Consider the following 17,434-nt stretch of genomic DNA (forward strand, 5'->3'; position numbering starts at 1 on the left):
TATGGGGGGTCTCGTGACTCCTGATCGCCACTGTGACTGATCGTCACAGTGGCGTGACTGTCCGCTATGGCATGGTCCATTGGCTTCCGTCGCCGATGGACGCCTGGGAGGGCAATTCCATCGGTTTGGCCTACGCGGTTGGACAGATGGTGTAGTTGTAGTGCCGAGGACAAGCCGTTCGTCCTATAACCGACTCGACCCGCGTCCGCCATTTCGGGCAACGCGGGTCAAGGTGCAGAATTTAGAGGAATGAACCGAGAAGGTTCGGTTCTCCCGAGGAGGCCGCTCATGACCGCTCGCACCCCTGATGCCGAGCCGCTGCTGACCCCGGCTGAGGTCGCCACCATGTTCCGCGTCGACCCGAAGACGGTCACGCGGTGGGCGAAGGCCGGCAAGCTCACATCCATCCGCACGCTCGGCGGACACCGCCGCTACCGCGAGGCCGAGGTTCGTGCCCTGCTTGCGGGTATTCCGCAGCAGCGCACCGAGGCCTGACCAACTGAATAGTCGGACGAACCGGCAGGTCCCCCAACTATCGGCCGAGTCGTCCGGCGGGCAAGACCAGCAACAACAGAGTCACCTGCAACACCCGAGTCACCAGCTCCACCAGCAACAGCTTCAACGACGTGGGTCTGCCCCAACAGACCTGACGCTCAAGGCAGTTCCATCAGTTCCATAGCTTCAAGCGTGCGTCGTAGAGATCGCGCTGGACTCCGCCGGGTCCAGCGCGATCTTTTTTGTGCCCATCGTGCGGGGTGGCACGGGGTGCTGTGAGCGGGCTTGTTGGAGTCTGGGGAAGGTAGTGCAATTGCACATATTAAATTGACCGGTTGTAGGAGGTCGGTAAGAACCCAGGTTTTGAAAACTCATGCAGTGACACCCGTCACAGGCCGCACGCCTTGTTAACGGTGTGGCAGGAATGCTAATGGGAGGCCCTGTTGGCACCGGGTGCCTCGTCGGTCTCGTCGGCCTCGGTGTCCTTCCCGGCGTCCGCGTCGGAGTGCTCCATGGCGAGCCGCTGTAACCGATGGCAGATCGGACAGTGCCGCGTGAGATGGCGGTACCCGCTGGCGGCCGACAGATGTGCCCGAAGCAGGGCGCGCGTCTCGTGCCGCCGCGTGGATGCCGCCATACGCCACCTCCAGAGGGGGGACAGGGCGTCGGGGCCCCTGTTCCCTGGGTACCCGGGGCGCACGGCTCCGTCAATACGGCGACAACGCGAGAGGGCCCGAGTCGTGAGACTCGGGCCCTCTCGTACTTCACTGCGGTCCTGACGGGATTTGAACCCGCGGCCTCCACCTTGACAGGGTGGCGAGCACTCCAAACTGCTCCACAGGACCAGGTTTCGCGGCACTTGATGTTGCGCTGTGCTGCGAAAAGAGACTGTACAGGAGGGGGAGCCCAGGGTCGAACTCACCCACCGTGGCGGGGGCGTTACGGCGCCTGGGCGTCGATCGCCTTCACGATCCGCTTGTCCGACACCGGGTACGCCGTGCCCAGCGCGTGGGCGAAGTAGCTGACCCGCAGCTCCTCGATCATCCAGCGGATGTCGGTCACCGCAGAGGGCACCGGGCGGCCCTGTGGCAGCTGTTCCAGCAGCCAGGCGTACTCGTCCTGCATCTCGTGCACCTTCTCCATGCGGGTGGTGTCCCGCTGGACGTTGGTGGGCATCTGCTGCAGGCGCCGGTCCACGGCGACGAGGTAGCGCATCAGGTCGGGCAGCCGGCGCAGACCGGCCGCCGTGACGAAGCCGGGCCGTACGAGGGCGTCCAGCTGCTTGCGTACGTCCGTCAGGTTCGGGAGCAGGACAGCGCTCCGTACGCCCTTCAGGCGGCGCTCACAGGCCTGCCAGGCGGCCAGCACCTGCTGCACCTGGCCGACCGCACGGACCGTCGTGTCGACGATCTCCGCGCGCACCTTCTCGTAGAGCTTCCGGTGCGACTCCTCGTCCCACGCCGGGCCGCCGAAATCGGCGATCAGCTTGTCGGCCGCGGCCATCGCGCAGTCGTCGAAGAGTGCCTGGATCGAACCGTGCGGATTCGCCGACAGCGCGAGCTTCTGAACATTCGTCAACTTCTCGGAAGCGAACTTCGCTGGATTGACCGGGATGTTGCGCAGAATGAGCCGCCGGGCGCCCTTCCACATCGCCTGCTGCTGCTCCGCCTCGGTGTCGAAGAGGCGTACGGAGACGGTGTCGCCGTTGTCCACCAGCGCCGGGTACGCCTTCACCGGCTGGCCGGCCCGGCGTGTCTCGAAGAGGGGGGTGAGGGTGCCGATCGACCAGTCCGTGAGGCCGGTGCGTTCCAAGGACTCGCCGCCCGCGCGCTCCGCGGTGGCCGCGGCGGCCTGGGAGATGGCCTGGCGGGCCTTCGGTTTGAGCTGGAGGCGCAGCACCTCAAGGTCCTTGTCCTCGGCCAGCTTTCGGCGCCGCTCGTCGACGATCCGGAAGGTGACGCGGAGGTGGTCGGGGACCCGGTCCTGGTCGAAGTCGTCGGCGGAGAAGGGGACTCCGACCATGAGCCTCAACTCGCGGGCCATGGTGGTGGTCAGCGGCTCCTGGAGGGGCTTCGCGGTGTCCAGGAAGCGCTTGGCGAAGTTGGGCGCCGGGACGTAGTGGCGGCGGATCGGCTTGGGGAGGGAGCGGATCAGCTCCGTCACCAACTCCTCGCGCAGGCCCGGGATCTGCCAGTCGAAGCCCTCGTCGGTGACCTGGTTCAGCACCTGGAGCGGGATGTGGACGGTCACCCCGTCCGCGTCCGCACCCGGCTCGAACTGGTACGTCACCCGGAACTTGAGCGGACCCTGCAGCCAGGTGTCCGGATAGTCGTCCTTGCTGACGTCCCCGGCGCGCTCGTTGATGAGCATCGCCCGCTCGAAGTCGAGGAGTTCGGGCTCCTCGTGCCGCTTGTGCTTCCACCACGAGTCGAAGTGGGCGCCGGACACCACGTGTTCGGGTACCCGCTGGTCGTAGAAGTCGTACAGCGTCTCGTCGTCGACCAGGATGTCCCGGCGCCGGGCCCGGTGCTCCAACTCCTCCACCTCGGTGAGGAGTCGGCGGTTGTCGGCGAAGAACTTGTGGTGCGTCCGCCAGTCGCCCTCGACCAGCGCGTTCCGGATGAACAGCTCGCGGGAGACCTCGGCGTCGATCCGCCCGTAGTTCACCTTCCGCTGGGCGACGATCGGTACGCCGTACAGCGTGACCTTCTCGTACGCCATCACCGCCGCCTGGTCCTTCTCCCAGTGCGGCTCGCTGTAGGTGCGCTTGAGGAGGTGCTCGGCGAGGGGCTCGACCCACTCGGGTTCGATGCGCGCGTTGACCCGGGCCCAGAGCCGCGAGGTCTCCACCAGCTCCGCCGACATCACGAAGCGCGGGGGCTTCTTGAAGAGCGCGGAGCCGGGGAAGATCGCGAACTTGGCGTTGCGGGCGCCGACGTACTCGTTCTTGCCGGAGGTGTTGCGGGGGCTGTCGCCGGTGGTCGTGGAGGCGCCCCCGGTCGCGGCCTTCGTCGGTACGTCCTTCATCCCGATGTGGGAGAGGAGACCGGCCAGGAGGGAGACGTGGACGCTCTGCTCGGGGGCGTCGTCCTCGTTCGGGTTGATGCCCATCTGGCGCGCCACCGTGCGGAGTTGGCTGTAGATGTCCTGCCACTCGCGGATCCGCAGGAAGTTCAGGTACTCCTGCTTGCACATCCGCCGGAACGACGACGAGCCGCGCTCCGCCTGCTGCTCGCGGACGTACCGCCAGAGGTTGAGGAACGCGAGGAAGTCGGAGGTCTCGTCGCGGAAGCGGGCGTGCTGCTGGTCGGCCTGCGTCTGCTTCTCGGCGGGGCGTTCGCGCGGGTCCTGGATGGAGAGCGCGGCGGCGATCACCATGACCTCGCGCACACAGCCGTTCTTCTCGGCCTCCAGGACCATCCGGGCCAGGCGCGGGTCGACGGGCAGTTGGGCGAGCTTGCGCCCGGTGTCCGTGAGGCGCTTGCGCGGGTCCTTCTGGGCCGGGTCGAGGGCGTTGAGTTCCTGGAGGAGCTGGACGCCGTCGCGGATGTTGCGGTGGTCCGGCGGGTCGATGAAGGGGAACTTCTCGATCTCGCCGAGCCCGGCGGCGGTCATCTGGAGGATGACGGAGGCGAGGTTCGTCCGCAGGATCTCGGCGTCCGTGAACTCCGGGCGGGTCTCGAAGTCGTCCTCGCTGTAGAGCCGGATGCAGATCCCGTCGGACGTACGCCCGCAGCGGCCCTTGCGCTGGTTGGCGCTGGCCTGGGAGATCGCCTCGATGGGCAGGCGCTGGACCTTGGTGCGGTGGCTGTAGCGGGAGATGCGCGCGAAGCCCGGGTCGATGACGTACTTGATGCCCGGCACGGTGAGCGAGGTCTCGGCGACGTTGGTCGCCAGAACGATCCTGCGCCCGGTGTGCTGCTGGAACACCCGGTGTTGCTCGGCGTGCGAGAGGCGGGCGTAGAGGGGGAGGACCTCGGTGAACCGGTAGTTCTTCTTCGTCAGCGCGTCGGCGGTGTCGCGGATCTCGCGCTCGCCGGAGAGGAAGACGAGGATGTCGCCCTTGCCCTCGCCCTGCAGTTCCTCGACGGCGTCGCAGATCGCGGTGATCTGGTCACGGTCGGAGTCGTCCGAGTCCTCTTCGAGGAGGGGCCGGTAGCGGACCTCGACGGGATAGGTGCGCCCGGAGACCTCCACGATGGGCGCATCGCCGAAGTGCCGGGAGAAGCGCTCGGGGTCGATGGTGGCGGAGGTGATGACGACCTTGAGGTCCGGCCGCTTGGGGAGCAGCTGGGCGAGGTACCCGAGCAGGAAGTCGATGTTGAGGGACCGCTCGTGGGCCTCGTCGATGATGATCGTGTCGTATGCGCGCAGCTCGCGGTCGGTCTGGATCTCGGCGAGCAGGATGCCGTCGGTCATCAGCTTGATGAAGGTGGCGTCCTGGTTCACCTGGTCGGTGAACCGCACCTTCCAGCCGACGGCCTCCCCGAGGGGCGTGTCCAGCTCGTCGGCGACCCGCTCCGCGACGGTTCGGGCGGCGATACGACGGGGCTGCGTATGCCCGATCATGCCGCGCACCCCGCGCCCCAGCTCGACGCAGATCTTCGGGATCTGGGTGGTCTTGCCCGACCCGGTCTCACCGGCCACGATCACGACCTGGTGATCGCGGATGGCGTCCGCGATGACGTCCTTCTTCTGGCTGACGGGCAGCTGCTCGGGATAGCTGACGGCGGGCACCCGGGAGCGCCGCTCGGCCATCCGCACCTCGCCCTTGGCGACCTCCGCCTCGATCTCGGCGAGGACGGCGGCACGGGCTTCCGGTTTACGGATCCTGCGCGCACCTTCGAGCCTGCGCCCGAGCCGGTGCGCGTCGCGCAGGGACAGCTCGGCCAGGCGGGGGGCGAGATCGCCGAGGGCGCCGGTGGCACGGGTGCCGGTGGCGGCGTGGGCGGGAATCCCGGGGGCGCCGTCGCCGGGGCCGTGGCCGGGGGCGGAGGCGGGGTGCGTAGACATACGCGGTCCAGGATCTCACCTCGGCCAAATTCCTGGCGAACCCTTTTGCCTTGTCTCAGCCGCCGGACGGGGAGGCCTGGCCGCCGGACTGCGCGGGGACAGGGGCCGCGGGCGCTGCCGGGGCGGCCGGCGCCGCCTGGACCGGCGGGGGCATCGTGCGGGCGCTGGTGTCGCCCAGGGCGATCGACTTCGCGGTGTTGGAGATGGCCTTGATGCTCAGATACGCCGTCGTCATCGTGCTGACGGCCGTGAACGCCGAGGTGAGGATGCCGACGATCACCGCCGAGTCGCCGTGCAGCCGCCATACGCCGACGATCGCGACCCCGCAGATGACGACGTTGCTGACGACCACGGCCACGAGCCCGTACCGGGCGCGGCTCGTCTCCAGCGCGTCATGGTCCTGTCTGGTTCCTGCCTCGCCCTGACTCATGCTGCCCGCCCCGCCTCATCGCTCAGCCAATACGACGAAGGCCCCGTCCAATCGGACGGAGCCTTCGGGTTGTGGCTGGGGCCGGGGTCGAACCGGCGACCTATCGCTTTTCAGGCGATCGCTCGTACCAACTGAGCTACCCAGCCACGAGGTTTCACGTGAAACATGTAACCTCAGCGGTCCTGACGGGATTTGAACCCGCGGCCTCCACCTTGACAGGGTGGCGAGCACTCCAAACTGCTCCACAGGACCTTGCTGTTGTGTGCGAAGCAAGTCTCGCACACCGTGTCGCGTGCTCCCAACGAGATTCTCGCTGTGGTGCTTACGCTGACCGCGACCCCTGAACTGCCGAAGTCGCTGGAAAAGCGTATCAGACCACGAGGGCTGCTCCGCGCACCCGACAGTACGGGTGGAAGCGCAGGTCGGGGGCAGGTTGCGGGCCTCGGGAGGCTTGTCGTGAGGGGTGGTGGGTACTCCCCGTCCCATGCGAATGAGCGTGCTTGATGTGGGTTCGAAGACGGTTCGACTGATGGTCGCGGACACCGGGAGCGGTGTCCCCCTCCCGGTGCACACCGAGAAATGGAAGCTACGGCTCTCCGAACAGCTGGAACCAGACGGAGCGATACCCGAGCAGTCCGTGCGGCAGCTCGTGAGAGCGGTCTCGGCCGCCGACGCGACCGCCCTGCGCTGGGGCGCGGGCGGGCCGATGGCCTTCGCGACAGCCGTCGTACGCGCCGCCCCGAACCGGCTCGACGTGCTGCGGACCGTCCGCGGCGAGACGGGCGTACGGCTGTGCACGCTGCCGGGGGAGGTCGAGGCGGACCTCACCTTTCTCGGTGCCCGGCGGTGGATGGGCTGGCGGGCCGGTTCCCTCGCGCTGTTCGACATCGGCGGCGGCTCCCTGGAGGTGGCCTTCGGGCGGGGCAGGCTGCCCGACTTCGCGGCTTCGCTGCCGCTCGGCGCGGGCCGGCTGACCCGGGAGTTCCTCGCCGACCAGGACCCGCCGTCCGAGGAGGACCTGAGGGCGCTGCGCCGCAGGGTGCGCCATCAGCTGCGGGATGTCGCGGCGCGGCTGCGGTGGGAGGGGCCCCGGATGGCGGTGGCGACCTCGCGGACCTTCCAGCAGCTGGCCCGCCTGTGCGGGGCTGCGCCCGGCAGACAGGGCGTGTTCGTGGCACGGGAGCTGTCGCGGAGAGACCTCCGCAGGAGCCTGCCCCGGCTCGCGTCCCTGACGGCGGCCGAGCGGGCACGGCTGCCGGGGGTCTCGGAGCCCCGGGCGCTGCAGAGTCTCGCCGGCGCGGTGGTGGGACACACGCTGATGAAGCTGACCGGCATCAAGACGCTCACCATCTGCCCCTGGGCCATCCGCGAGGGCATGCTGCTGCGCTGCGTCGAGGACGGCGGCTCCTGGTGGTCGGAGATCGCCCAGGACAGTGACGTAGAGGTGCCCATGGGCATGATTCCGGCGCAGTCGCGGGTGGTGGCGCCGGAGACCGGGGCCGAAAGCACGAAATGACGGTCATCCCACTGATCGCTCAGGGATGCCGCCAGTCGTACGCGCAAGTACCCCCAACGGGATTCGAACCCGTGCTACCGCCTTGAAAGGGCGGCGTCCTGGGCCACTAGACGATGAGGGCTGGGCCGCAAGAAGCATAGGTGATGGCGGGGAGGTTCACCAAAACGGTTTACCGGGGCGGGGCGGAGGTGCGGGAGGGGGTGAGCGCGGGGGTGGGAGCGGGGGTCGCGCCGGGCTGGTTCTCCTTCGGGAGGTGGCGGCTGACCTCGGCGGTCGTGAGCCCGAGACCGCCCAGTTTGATCTCGTCCCAGGCCTGGAGGCGGCGGGTGTCGCGGTCCAGGTAGAGGACGGAGGCCTCGATCTGGTCCGGGTTGCGCTTCTCCAGCGCGCGCAGCCCGCTGCCGCCCGTCGAGCCCTCGATCCGCAGCCGGGTGCCCTTCGGCATCACCTCCATCTCCGCGTGGTGGAGGTGCCCGGCGAGGACGAGGGGGACCGTGCCGTCGGTCCGCCGGGCGGCGTCCGGCTCGTGCACCATCGCGATGTCGACCGGCGTACCCAGGGTCCGCTGGTCGCGGATCGCCGAAGCCAGCCGGTCGCCGGCCACCTCCTGGTCCGCGCCCCCGTCCTCCTCGCCCGCCGAGCGGTCCGGGGTGAACGCCGGGTCGCCGATGCCCGCGAAGCGCAGCCCGCCGACGGTGACCGAGTTGCCGTCGTCCAGGACGTGCACGTTCTTCATGCGCTCCAGATAGCGCTGGGTGAGCCGCGAGTCGTGGTTGCCCCGGACCCAGACGTAGGGCGCCCCGAGGTCCGGGATCGGGTCCAGGAAGCCGTTCTCGGCGGCGGTGCCGTGGTCCATGGTGTCGCCGGTGTCGGCGATCACGTTGATGTCGTACTGCTCCACCAGCGAAGCGATGATCTTCCAGCTCGCCGGGTTGAGATGGATGTCGGAGACGTGCAGGACCCGGATGGTCGCCGGGTCGGGCTGGTAGGTCGGGAGCGTGGACGTGGCGTCGTAGAGCTTCGTCACGTTCGTGACCAGCCGGGCCAGCTCCTTCTGGTAGACGTCGAACTCGGTGACGATGCTGCGCGCGTTGCCCACCAGGGAGGGCGCCGAGGAGAGCAGCCCGGAGAACTTCGGCTCCAGGACCGACTTGGGGTTCCAGGTCGCGTACGCCGTCGCTCCCGACGCCATCAGGAGCGTGAGGGCGAGGCCGCCGGCCGCCAGGGCCCGGCGGGGGCGGCGGTAGACGGCGAGGCCGAGGGCGGTGGCGCCGGAGACGACGGCGACGCAGGAGCGTACGGCCAGGTCGAGGGTGCCGTGGCCGACGTCCTCGGCCACCTCCCGCTGGAGGCCGGAGAGGCGTTCCGGGTGGTCGACGAGGGCCTGGGCGCGGACCGGGTCCAGCTGGTCGACGTTGACGTCGAGGCGGACCGGCGCGGTGTGGCTGCTCAGCTCCAGGGCGCCCAGCGGGGAGACGTTGATCTTCGTGCCGCCGGTGAGGGAGGGGCGCAGGGTCATCGTCGTGTCCATCGGGCCGACCGGTGTGCGTACGTTGCCGACGATCAGCAGCCCGAGCCAGGCACCCATGAGGACCACCGCGACCAGGCCCAGCGCCCGGGTCCAGGGGTGCGGCGGATGCACCAGCTCGGCGGCCGGGTGCGCGCGGCGGGCGCGGTAGCGGCCGGTGAGAGCGGTGAGGGGACGGGGCAGCGGGCGGCGGGCGGTGGTGCGGGGGCTGGCGGGGAGCGGGGAGTCGGCGGGTACGCGTGCCATTGGTCCCGTATGCCCAAGGTGCGGTGCGGCTATGCGGGGCGGGGCCGGTCGTACGGCCGGTTCGTACCGGACAATGGGCGTGTGCTGGAGATGACGCGTGAGGAGTTCGAGGAACTGGTCGCCGAGGCCCTCGACCGGATTCCGCCGGAGCTGACGCGGCTGATGGACAACGTCGCGGTGTTCGTCGAGGACGAGCCGGAGGCGGACGATCCCGAGCTGCTCGGACTGTACGAGGGGACGCCGCTGACCGACCGCGGGGAGTGGTACGCGGGGGTGCTGCCCGACCGGATCACGATCTACCGGGGGCCCACCCTGCGCATGTGCGAGACCCGGGACGACGTGGTCGCGGAGACGGAGGTGACCGTCGTGCACGAGATCGCGCACCACTTCGGGATCGACGACGAGCGGTTGCACGCGCTGGGGTACGGCTGACGGGGTGGTCGTCGGGCCCCTCTCAGGCCCCTCGTAGTCAGGTCGCGGGCCGGTCGCGGGCAAGTCGTGGGCCGGTTGTAGGCGTGTCGGTGGCCCGGGGCGCGCGGGAGCTGGTGTGGGGCGCGTGTCTTCTTGTGGGCGACGGGAGTTGAGCACGTTGACTCCTCGACTCTCCTCCGGAGGTGGCTGCCCGTGCGCCCCTTGCATGTACCTGTCCGACTGGTCGCCACCGTCGTGGCCGTCGCCGCCACCGCCGGATGCATGAGCGTGGGTGACGACGACGGCGCCCGGGTCAAGCCCTCCCACTCCGCTGGGCAGAAGGGCGGCAAGGCACCCGACGGCGGCACCGACGTGACCGGCGGCGGGGGTTCCGGGTGGGCCGGCGGGTCCGCGGGCGACGGCAAGCACGGGCACGAGGAGGGCAAGGGGGGCGCGAAGGGGGCCAGCGGGGCGCCCGCCTCGCCGGGCGCCTCACCGTCCGCCGGGCAGAGCGCCCCCGCGACGGCGCCCGCCAAACCGGGCGGTGGCAGCCCCGGGCCCGTCGAGCCAGGGGCTCCCACGCCGACGAAGGTGCAGCCCACGCCCACCAAGACCGCCGAACCCGAGCCCGAACCGCCTGTGGAATCGCCCACACCGCCGCCGGTCTCCCCGGAGCCGACGGTCGCGGAACCGTCGTCCTCGGTGCAGCCGCAGGCCCAGGCGCAGCTGATGACGCGGGAGCCGGCGCCCGAAGCGGGGGAGCCCGTCTGACGGGCGGTCGGAACCGCGCTGACCTGCGCCGACGGTAGCTGGTTTGCCTAAGGCGGTGGTGGGTGCGTATGGTGGTAGATCGTTTGATCCCATTGCCTGGCGCCTAACAGATGCGCCGCGTGTGGCGCGTACTCTCCCTTGCCGTGGCTGACCGCATTGAGGCGGTCGAATTGCGAAATCACGGAGTTGACGGGCGCGTGCCGACGAGACTCCGGAAGGTTTCGCATTCGCATGTCCATTTCCAGTACTGATCACATCGTCGTGCCCGAGAACGACGAGGTTGTCGACCTCGACGCCGTCGAGACGACCGACACCGCCGCCGACGTCACCGACGTCGACGTCGAGGCGGGCGAGCCGCAGGTCACCTTCGGTGACCTCGGTCTCTCCGAGGGCCTCGTCCGCAAGCTCACGCAGAACGGTGTGACCAGCCCCTTCCCGATCCAGGCGGCGACCATCCCGGACGCCCTGGCCGGCAAGGACATCCTCGGCCGGGGCCGTACCGGCTCCGGCAAGACCCTCTCCTTCGGTCTGCCGGTGCTGACCCGCCTCGCCGGCGGCCAGACCGAGAAGAAGAAGCCCCGCGCCATCATCCTCACGCCGACGCGTGAACTGGCGATGCAGGTCGCGGACGCCCTCCAGCCCTACGGCGACGTCCTCGGCCTCAAGATGAAGGTCGTCTGCGGCGGTACGTCGATGGGCAACCAGATCTACGCCCTGGAGCGCGGCGTCGACATCCTCGTCGCCACCCCGGGCCGCCTGCGCGACATCATCAACCGCGGCGCCTGCTCCCTGGCCAACGTCGAGGTCGCCGTCCTCGACGAGGCCGACCAGATGTCCGACCTGGGCTTCCTGCCCGAGGTCACCGAGCTGCTCGACCAGATCCCCGGTGGCGGCCAGCGCATGCTGTTCTCGGCCACCATGGAGAACGAGATCTCCACGCTGGTCAAGCGCTACCTGACCAACCCGGTCACGCACGAGGTCGACAGCGCCCAGGGCAACGTCACGACGATGTCCCACCACATCCTCATCGTGAAGCCCAAGGACAAGGCGCCGGTCACGGCCGCGATCGCCTCCCGCAAGGGCCGCACGATCATCTTCGTCCGTACGCAGCTCGGCGCCGACCGTGTCGCCGAACAGCTCATCGAGTCGGGCGTCAAGGCCGACGCCCTGCACGGCGGCATGACCCAGGGCGCCCGCACCCGGACGCTGGCCGACTTCAAGGACGGTTACGTCAACGTCCTGGTCGCCACCGACGTCGCCGCGCGCGGCATCCACGTCGACGGCATCGACCTGGTCCTGAACGTGGACCCGGCCGGCGACCACAAGGACTACCTGCACCGCGCGGGCCGTACGGCGCGAGCGGGCCGCACCGGCACCGTCGTATCCCTCTCCCTGCCGCACCAGCGGCGCCAGATCTTCCGGCTGATGGAGGACGCGGGCGTCGACGCCGGGCGGCACATCATCCAGGGCGGCGCCGCCTTCGAGCCGGACGTGGCCGAGATCACCGGTGCCCGTTCGATGACCGAGGTCCAGGCGGAGTCCGCGGGCAACTCCGCCCAGCAGGCCGAGCGTGAGGTCTCGCAGCTCACCAAGGAGCTGGAGCGCGCCACGCGCCGCGCCGCCGAACTCCGCGAGGAGGCCGACCGCCTGACGGCGCGTGCGGCCCGCGAGCGGGGCGAGGACCCGGAGGCCGCCGTGGCCGCCGTCGCGGCGGTGGCCGAGGCCGCCGCTGTCGAGGCCGCCGCCGCTGCCGAGGCGCCGGTCCGCGAGGAGCCGCGCCAGCAGCGTGACGAGCGGGGCAACTACGAGCGCCGCGAGCGCCCGCAGGGCGGCTTCAACCGTGACCGCGACGACCGTGGCGGCCGTTCCTTCGAGCGCCGTGACGAGCGTCCCTCGGGCGGCTTCCGCCGCGACGACCGTCGTGACGGTGGCGACCGTGGCGGCTTCCGCCGGGACGACCGCCCCTCCGGCGGCTTCAACCGTGACCGCGACGACCGTGGCGGCCGTTCCTTCGACCGTCGTGACGAGCGTCCCTCGGGTGGCGGCTTCCGTCGCGACAACGACCGCCCCACCGGTGGCGACCGTGGCGGCTTCCGCCGCGACGACCGCCCGTCGGGCGGCTTCCGCCGGGACAACGACCGCCCCTCCGGCGGCGACCGTGGTGGCCGTTCGTTCGACCGTCGTGACGAGCGTCCCTCGGGTGGCGGCTTCCGTCGCGACAACGACCGCCCGGCCACCGGCGGTGACCGTGGCGGCTTCCGCCGCGACGACCGCCCGGCCACCGGCCACCGAGGCAGCGACCGCCCCTTCAACCGCGACCGCCAGGGCGACCGCCCCGCGGGCGGCGGCTTCCGCGCCGGCGGCCACGACCGCCCGTACGGCCGCCGCGACGACCACCGCGGCACGGGTTCGGGCTCCGGCTCGGGTTCGTCCGTCGGCCGCCGCGACGAGAAGCCGCGCTGGAAGCGCAACGGCTGATCGCCGGCCGACCTTCATCGGCTGATCGCTGACTGAACACCGAAGGGCCCGTACGACTCCGGTCGTACGGGCCCTTCGGCATTGCCGCGCCCGCGCCCGCACCGGACCCGTCTCCGGCAGGCCGGAAATCCCAACTCGCTTACGTGCAGCGGCTGTTACGCTCCGGCGCGGAATCGGATGATCTGGCGGGTAGCCGGATCACGGGGGAGGGAATCCGTTGAGGTCATTGAAGCCGTTGTCCCGTCATGCCTTCGTACGGTGCGGAGTCGCCGTGGCGCTCGCGTCGTCGGCGGTCGTCGGCACGCCGTGGGCGGCGTCCGCCGCCGCGAACCAACCGCCTTCCCAGCCAGCACAGTTGGAGCTGACCACCGGGGGCAAGGCGTGCGCCGACGGCGCGGACCGGCCGTACGTCGGTACGCGGCCGACGCTCACGGCGGTGCTCCGCGACCCGGACGGGGGCCGGGTGAGCGCCGGGTTCGAGGTGTCCTGGACGGACGCCTCGGGCGTACGGCAGGTGCTCGACTCGGTGCAGACGACCGCCAAGTCCAGCGGTTCGACGTTCAGTTGGACCGTGCCGGCCGAAGTACCCGCGTTCACCGAGGTGAGTTGGCGGGTGCGGGCGAACGACGGCACGCTGTGGGGGCCGTGGAGCTCCGAAGGCGGTAGCGGGGCCTGCGAGTTCGTGTACGACACCGAGGCGCCCGCGAAGCCCACGGTGACGTCGCCCGAGTACCCGGACGACAACGGCACTTGGCACGACGGGGTGGGCGTGTACGGCACGTTCACCGTCGACTCCGCGTCGGAAGACGTGGTCTCGTACGTCTACAGCTTCCTTGGCGGGCCGCAGCGCAGAGCCGTACCCGAAGAGCCCGGCGGGCCGGTGGAGCTGAGCTGGCTGCCGCAGTCGGCGGGCCGCTATCTGCTGGACGTCCAGGCCGTCGACCGGGCGGGCAACGTCAGCGCGTCGGCCACCTACTCGTTCCTGGTGGGCGAGGGCCGTACGCCCGTCGCCGCCTGGAGGCTCGCCGACGCGGCCGGTTCGAGCGAGGCGTCGGCGGAGGCGGGCGGCAGGTCCGCGGTCGCGGGCGACGGGGTCGCCTTCGGCGCGGCGGGTCCGGCGCGGACCTCGGTGCCGGGGGCGGTCGTCCTCGACGGTTCGGCCGGCGCGTATCTGACGAGCGGCGCACCGGCCGTCGACACCGGCGGGGCCTTCGCGGTGAGCGCCTGGGTGCGGCCGGAGACGGCCGACGCGGACATGACCGCCGTGAGCCAGGGCGCCGGCGGGGCGGCCGGGTTCGGGCTCGGGACGGCGGGCGGTGCCTGGTCGTTCGGGGTGGGCGGTTCGGTCGTACGGGGTGGGGTCGCGGAGGCGGGTGACTGGGCGCAGCTCACCGGGGTGTTCGACCCGGTGGCCGGTACCGCCCGGCTGTATGTGAACGGGCGGGAGGCGGGCGTGGCCGAGAACGTCACCGGGGCCTCGGCGCCCGGGGACCTCCAGATCGGCCGCACGCTCTCCGGTGAGAGCGGGAACTGGCGCGGGGCGCTGGCCGGCGTACGGGTGTGGGACCGGATCGTCGTGGGCGCCGAGGCGGCCGGGGCGGCGAGGCGGGCCGCCGTGAGCGAGGGCTACTGGGCGCTCGACGAGGCGGTCGGCGGCGGCAGTCCCGAGCGGGACGGCGGGCTGCCGCTGACGCTGGGCGGCGACGCGTCGATCTACCGCGACGACGAGCCCTGCGACTGGCTGGACCCGGACTGCCTGCCGGGCCAGTCCCCCCTCTTCGGCGCAGGCCACCTCCTGCTGGACGGCGAGGGGGACTACGCGGAGACGGGCGGTCGGGCCGTCGCCACCGGGGAGAGCTTCTCGGTCGCCGCGCACGTCCGGATCGACGGGGCGGCGCAGGACCGGCCGATGACGGTGCTGTCGGTGCCGGGGGCGGACAACTCCCTTGCCGAGGTGCGCTATTCGGGGGCGACACAGCAGTGGGAGGTGGGCCTGACGGACGCGAACGGCGAGTCGGTCACCCTCACGGCGGACGCCGCGTGGGCCTCCCCGGACGACGTCCACCACCTCGCGCTGGTGTACGACGACGAGGCCGACGAGATCCTGCTCTACGCCGACGGCCAGCTGTCGGCGCGGGCGTCGTCCTACCGGCCCGGCTGGACGGCCGCGGGTGAGCTGCAGATCGGCCGGTCGCGGGGCGAGTCGGGCTGGGGCGGTCATCTGCGGGGGGCGGTCGACGAGGTGCATGTCTACGCGGGCGTACTGAGCGCGACGCAGGTGGCTCAGCTGGGGGCGGGCGCGACGGACGTCTGACGGCGCGGCGAGGGCAGATACGTTTTCGGCCAAATGAATTGGCCTGTGACGCATGTCATACCCCCAGTCAGGGAATTGCTGGGGGCATGACAGATGACGCCAGAACGACCGGGCTGTCGGACGAGGAACGGCTTGCCCAGCTCGGTTACACCCAGGTCCTCGCCCGCCGTATGTCGGCGTTCTCCAACTACGCGGTCTCCTTCACGATCATCTCGGTCCTGTCGGGCTGTCTGACCCTCTACCTCTTCGGCATGAACACGGGCGGCCCGGCCGTGATCACGTGGGGCTGGGTCGCGGTCGGCCTGATGACGCTCTTCGTCGGCCTGGCGATGGCCGAGATCTGTTCGGCCTACCCGACGTCGGCGGGCCTGTACTTCTGGGCCCACCGCTTGGCACCACCCCGTTCGGCCGCCGCCTGGGCGTGGTTCACGGGCTGGTTCAACGTGCTCGGCCAGGTGGCCGTGACCGCCGGCATCGACTTCGGGGCGGCGTCCTTCCTGGGCGCCTACCTGAACCTCCAGTTCGACTTCGAGGTCACGCCGGGCAGCACGATCCTGCTCTTCGCCGGCATCCTCGTCCTGCACGGCCTCCTCAACACCTTCGGCGTCCGCATCGTGGGCCTGCTGAACAGCATCAGCGTGTGGTGGCACGTGGTGGGTGTGGCGGTCATCGTCGGGGCGCTGACCTTCGTACCGGACGAACACCAGTCCGCCTCCTTCGTGTTCACCGAGTTCGTGAACCACACGGGCTGGGGCAGCAGCGTCTACGTGGTCGCCCTGGGCCTGCTGATGGCCCAGTACACCTTCACGGGCTACGACGCCTCCGCCCACATGACGGAGGAGACCCACGACGCGTCGACGGCGGGCCCGAAGGGCATCGTCCAGTCCATCTGGACGTCATGGATCGCGGGCTTCGTCCTGCTCCTGGGCTTCACCTTCGCCATCCAGTCGTACGACGGCGCCCGGGAGTCCCCGACGGGAGTACCGCCGGCGCAGATCCTGCTGGACGCGGTGGGCGCGACCGGAGGCAAGCTGCTCCTGCTGGTGGTCATCGGCGCCCAACTGTTCTGCGGCATGGCGTCGATCACGGCCAACTCCCGCATGATCTACGCCTTCTCCCGCGACGGCGCCCTCCCCTTCTCCCACATCTGGCACACGGTCAGCCCCCGCACCCGTACCCCGGTGGCGGCGGTCTGGCTGGCGGCGTTCGGGGCACTGCTCCTGGGCCTCCCGTACCTGATCAACCTGACCGCGTACGCCGCCGTGACGTCGATCGCGGTGATCGGCCTCTACATCGCGTACGTCATCCCGACCCTGCTGCGCCTGCGCAAGGGCGAGGCCTTCCAGCGGGGCCCGTGGCACCTGGGCCGCTGGTCGCGGGCGATCGGGGTGGTGTCGGTGGTGTGGGTAGCGGTGATCACGGTCCTGTTCATGCTGCCCCAGCTCGCTCCCGTCACCTGGGAGAACTTCAACTACGCCCCGATCGCGGTCCTGGTGGTACTGGGCTTCGCTGCGGCGTGGTGGGCGGCATCGGCACGGCACTGGTTCCTGAATCCCGAGCATGAGCGGACGCGGGCGCGGGAGGAGGCTCGGAAGGGGGTGGGCAACGGGGTGGCCAAGGGGGTGGATCCGTAACGGGGGCGCTGTTTTCTCAGGTTCCCCCTGCCGGACTCCGATACCCGATCGGAGTCCCGGCCGGGGGCGGCTATGCTCGGGGAAGCAACATCGCCAGGGCCCTTAGCTCAATTGGCAGAGCAGTGGACTTTTAATCCATTGGTTGTGGGTTCGAGTCCCACAGGGCCTACGGCTCGACCCCAGGTCAGGGACTATCCGACCTGGGGTCGATGCGTGTTTCAGGGGTGGCGGGAGCCGAGGAAGATCACGAAGGGCTCTCGATGTTCCGTCTCCGGTGTGCAGGACGATGGGGACCTGTGGTCGCTCATCAGTGCAGCGGCAGATACAACTCCCATGGCCATACCAGCCCGTATGCGTGCAGGGCGTAGGTCAGCAGGTGCCAGAGTGGCTCGATCGCCACGGCAGCCGGAAGCGCGCAGAGCATCGCGATGCCCCACTCCTGCCACCAGGACGGCGTCGTACGTCGGACGTGCCTCTTCATGAGTGCCGCACTTCCTTCATGTCTTCATGGCCGGGGATCGTCCCCGTCGCCATAGACGGGGCGGCCTTTCTGCGCGTTACCGACGCCACCCCTTCCGCCGATCTTCGCCCGAATGGG

The 17,434-nt window shown here is 70.2% G+C and carries 12 protein-coding genes and 5 tRNA genes; 8 read left to right on the forward strand and 9 right to left on the reverse strand.

Features of this window, described 5'->3' with window-relative positions; translation table 11 throughout:
• Positions 1-288: 288 nt before the first annotated feature.
• A complete protein-coding gene (gene bldC / locus CW359_RS40380) occupies positions 289-495 on the forward strand; it encodes a developmental transcriptional regulator BldC (protein ID WP_033321412.1) in 207 nt (68 codons plus the stop codon).
• A gap of 427 nt (positions 496-922) precedes the next feature.
• On the opposite strand, the gene CW359_RS40385 is transcribed toward bldC, so the two are convergent.
• The 6 genes from CW359_RS40385 to CW359_RS40410 form a co-directional block, all read right to left on the reverse strand.
• Complete coding sequence (locus CW359_RS40385; protein WP_105975231.1) at positions 923-1,132, reverse strand: DUF6274 family protein; 210 nt, start codon at positions 1,130-1,132, stop codon at positions 923-925.
• 133 nt (positions 1,133-1,265) lie between these two features.
• Positions 1,266-1,340: transfer RNA gene (locus CW359_RS40390), tRNA-Asp, on the reverse strand.
• Between the two features lie 94 nt (positions 1,341-1,434).
• On the reverse strand, positions 1,435-5,508 hold the full coding sequence (gene hrpA, locus CW359_RS40395) for an ATP-dependent RNA helicase HrpA (RefSeq protein ID WP_232838815.1): 4,074 nt from the start codon (positions 5,506-5,508) through the stop codon (positions 1,435-1,437).
• A 55-nt stretch (positions 5,509-5,563) separates the two neighbouring features.
• Positions 5,564-5,938, reverse strand: a complete 375-nt coding sequence (locus CW359_RS40400) for a hypothetical protein (RefSeq protein WP_105975232.1) — start codon at positions 5,936-5,938, stop codon at positions 5,564-5,566.
• Positions 5,939-6,010: 72 nt separating this feature from the next.
• Positions 6,011-6,084 (reverse strand) — tRNA-Phe (locus CW359_RS40405).
• Between the two features lie 31 nt (positions 6,085-6,115).
• Positions 6,116-6,190 (reverse strand) — tRNA-Asp (locus tag CW359_RS40410).
• 232 nt (positions 6,191-6,422) lie between these two features.
• Here CW359_RS40410 and CW359_RS40415 point away from each other — a divergent pair.
• Positions 6,423-7,454 (forward strand): Ppx/GppA family phosphatase, encoded by a 1,032-nt coding sequence (locus CW359_RS40415; RefSeq protein WP_105975233.1) that lies wholly within the window; start codon positions 6,423-6,425, stop codon positions 7,452-7,454.
• Positions 7,455-7,502: 48 nt separating this feature from the next.
• Here CW359_RS40415 and CW359_RS40420 read toward each other — a convergent pair.
• Together CW359_RS40420 and CW359_RS40425 are read right to left on the reverse strand one after the other, a co-directional pair.
• Positions 7,503-7,575, reverse strand: a tRNA-Glu gene (locus tag CW359_RS40420).
• A 48-nt stretch (positions 7,576-7,623) separates the two neighbouring features.
• On the reverse strand, positions 7,624-9,228 hold the full coding sequence (locus CW359_RS40425) for a metallophosphoesterase family protein (RefSeq protein ID WP_105975234.1): 1,605 nt from the start codon (positions 9,226-9,228) through the stop codon (positions 7,624-7,626).
• An 81-nt stretch (positions 9,229-9,309) separates the two neighbouring features.
• On the opposite strand from CW359_RS40425, the gene CW359_RS40430 reads away from it, so the two are divergent.
• The 6 genes from CW359_RS40430 (at position 9,310) to CW359_RS40455 (ending at position 17,005) form a co-directional block, all read left to right on the forward strand.
• Complete coding sequence (locus CW359_RS40430) at positions 9,310-9,660, forward strand: metallopeptidase family protein (protein ID WP_198655566.1); 351 nt, start codon at positions 9,310-9,312, stop codon at positions 9,658-9,660.
• A gap of 192 nt (positions 9,661-9,852) precedes the next feature.
• Positions 9,853-10,410 carry a hypothetical protein gene (locus CW359_RS40435; protein WP_105975236.1) on the forward strand — a complete coding sequence of 186 codons (558 nt, stop codon included), beginning with the start codon at positions 9,853-9,855 and terminating at the stop codon, positions 10,408-10,410.
• A gap of 231 nt (positions 10,411-10,641) precedes the next feature.
• On the forward strand, positions 10,642-12,888 hold the full coding sequence (locus CW359_RS40440) for a DEAD/DEAH box helicase (RefSeq protein WP_105975237.1): 2,247 nt from the start codon (positions 10,642-10,644) through the stop codon (positions 12,886-12,888).
• Positions 12,889-13,159: 271 nt separating this feature from the next.
• Entirely contained in the window at positions 13,160-15,202 is a 2,043-nt protein-coding gene (locus CW359_RS40445; RefSeq protein WP_198655567.1) for a LamG domain-containing protein, read from the forward strand.
• 86 nt (positions 15,203-15,288) lie between these two features.
• A complete protein-coding gene (locus tag CW359_RS40450; RefSeq protein WP_105975239.1) occupies positions 15,289-16,836 on the forward strand; it encodes an amino acid permease in 1,548 nt (515 codons plus the stop codon).
• A gap of 96 nt (positions 16,837-16,932) precedes the next feature.
• Positions 16,933-17,005, forward strand: a tRNA-Lys gene (locus tag CW359_RS40455).
• Between the two features lie 138 nt (positions 17,006-17,143).
• Here CW359_RS40455 and CW359_RS45620 read toward each other — a convergent pair.
• Complete coding sequence (locus CW359_RS45620) at positions 17,144-17,317, reverse strand: hypothetical protein (protein WP_157968734.1); 174 nt, start codon at positions 17,315-17,317, stop codon at positions 17,144-17,146.
• Positions 17,318-17,434: the final 117 nt, after the last annotated feature.

This window comes from Streptomyces geranii, assembly GCF_002954775.1.
GTDB classification, from domain to species: Bacteria; Actinomycetota; Actinomycetes; order Streptomycetales; family Streptomycetaceae; genus Streptomyces; species Streptomyces geranii.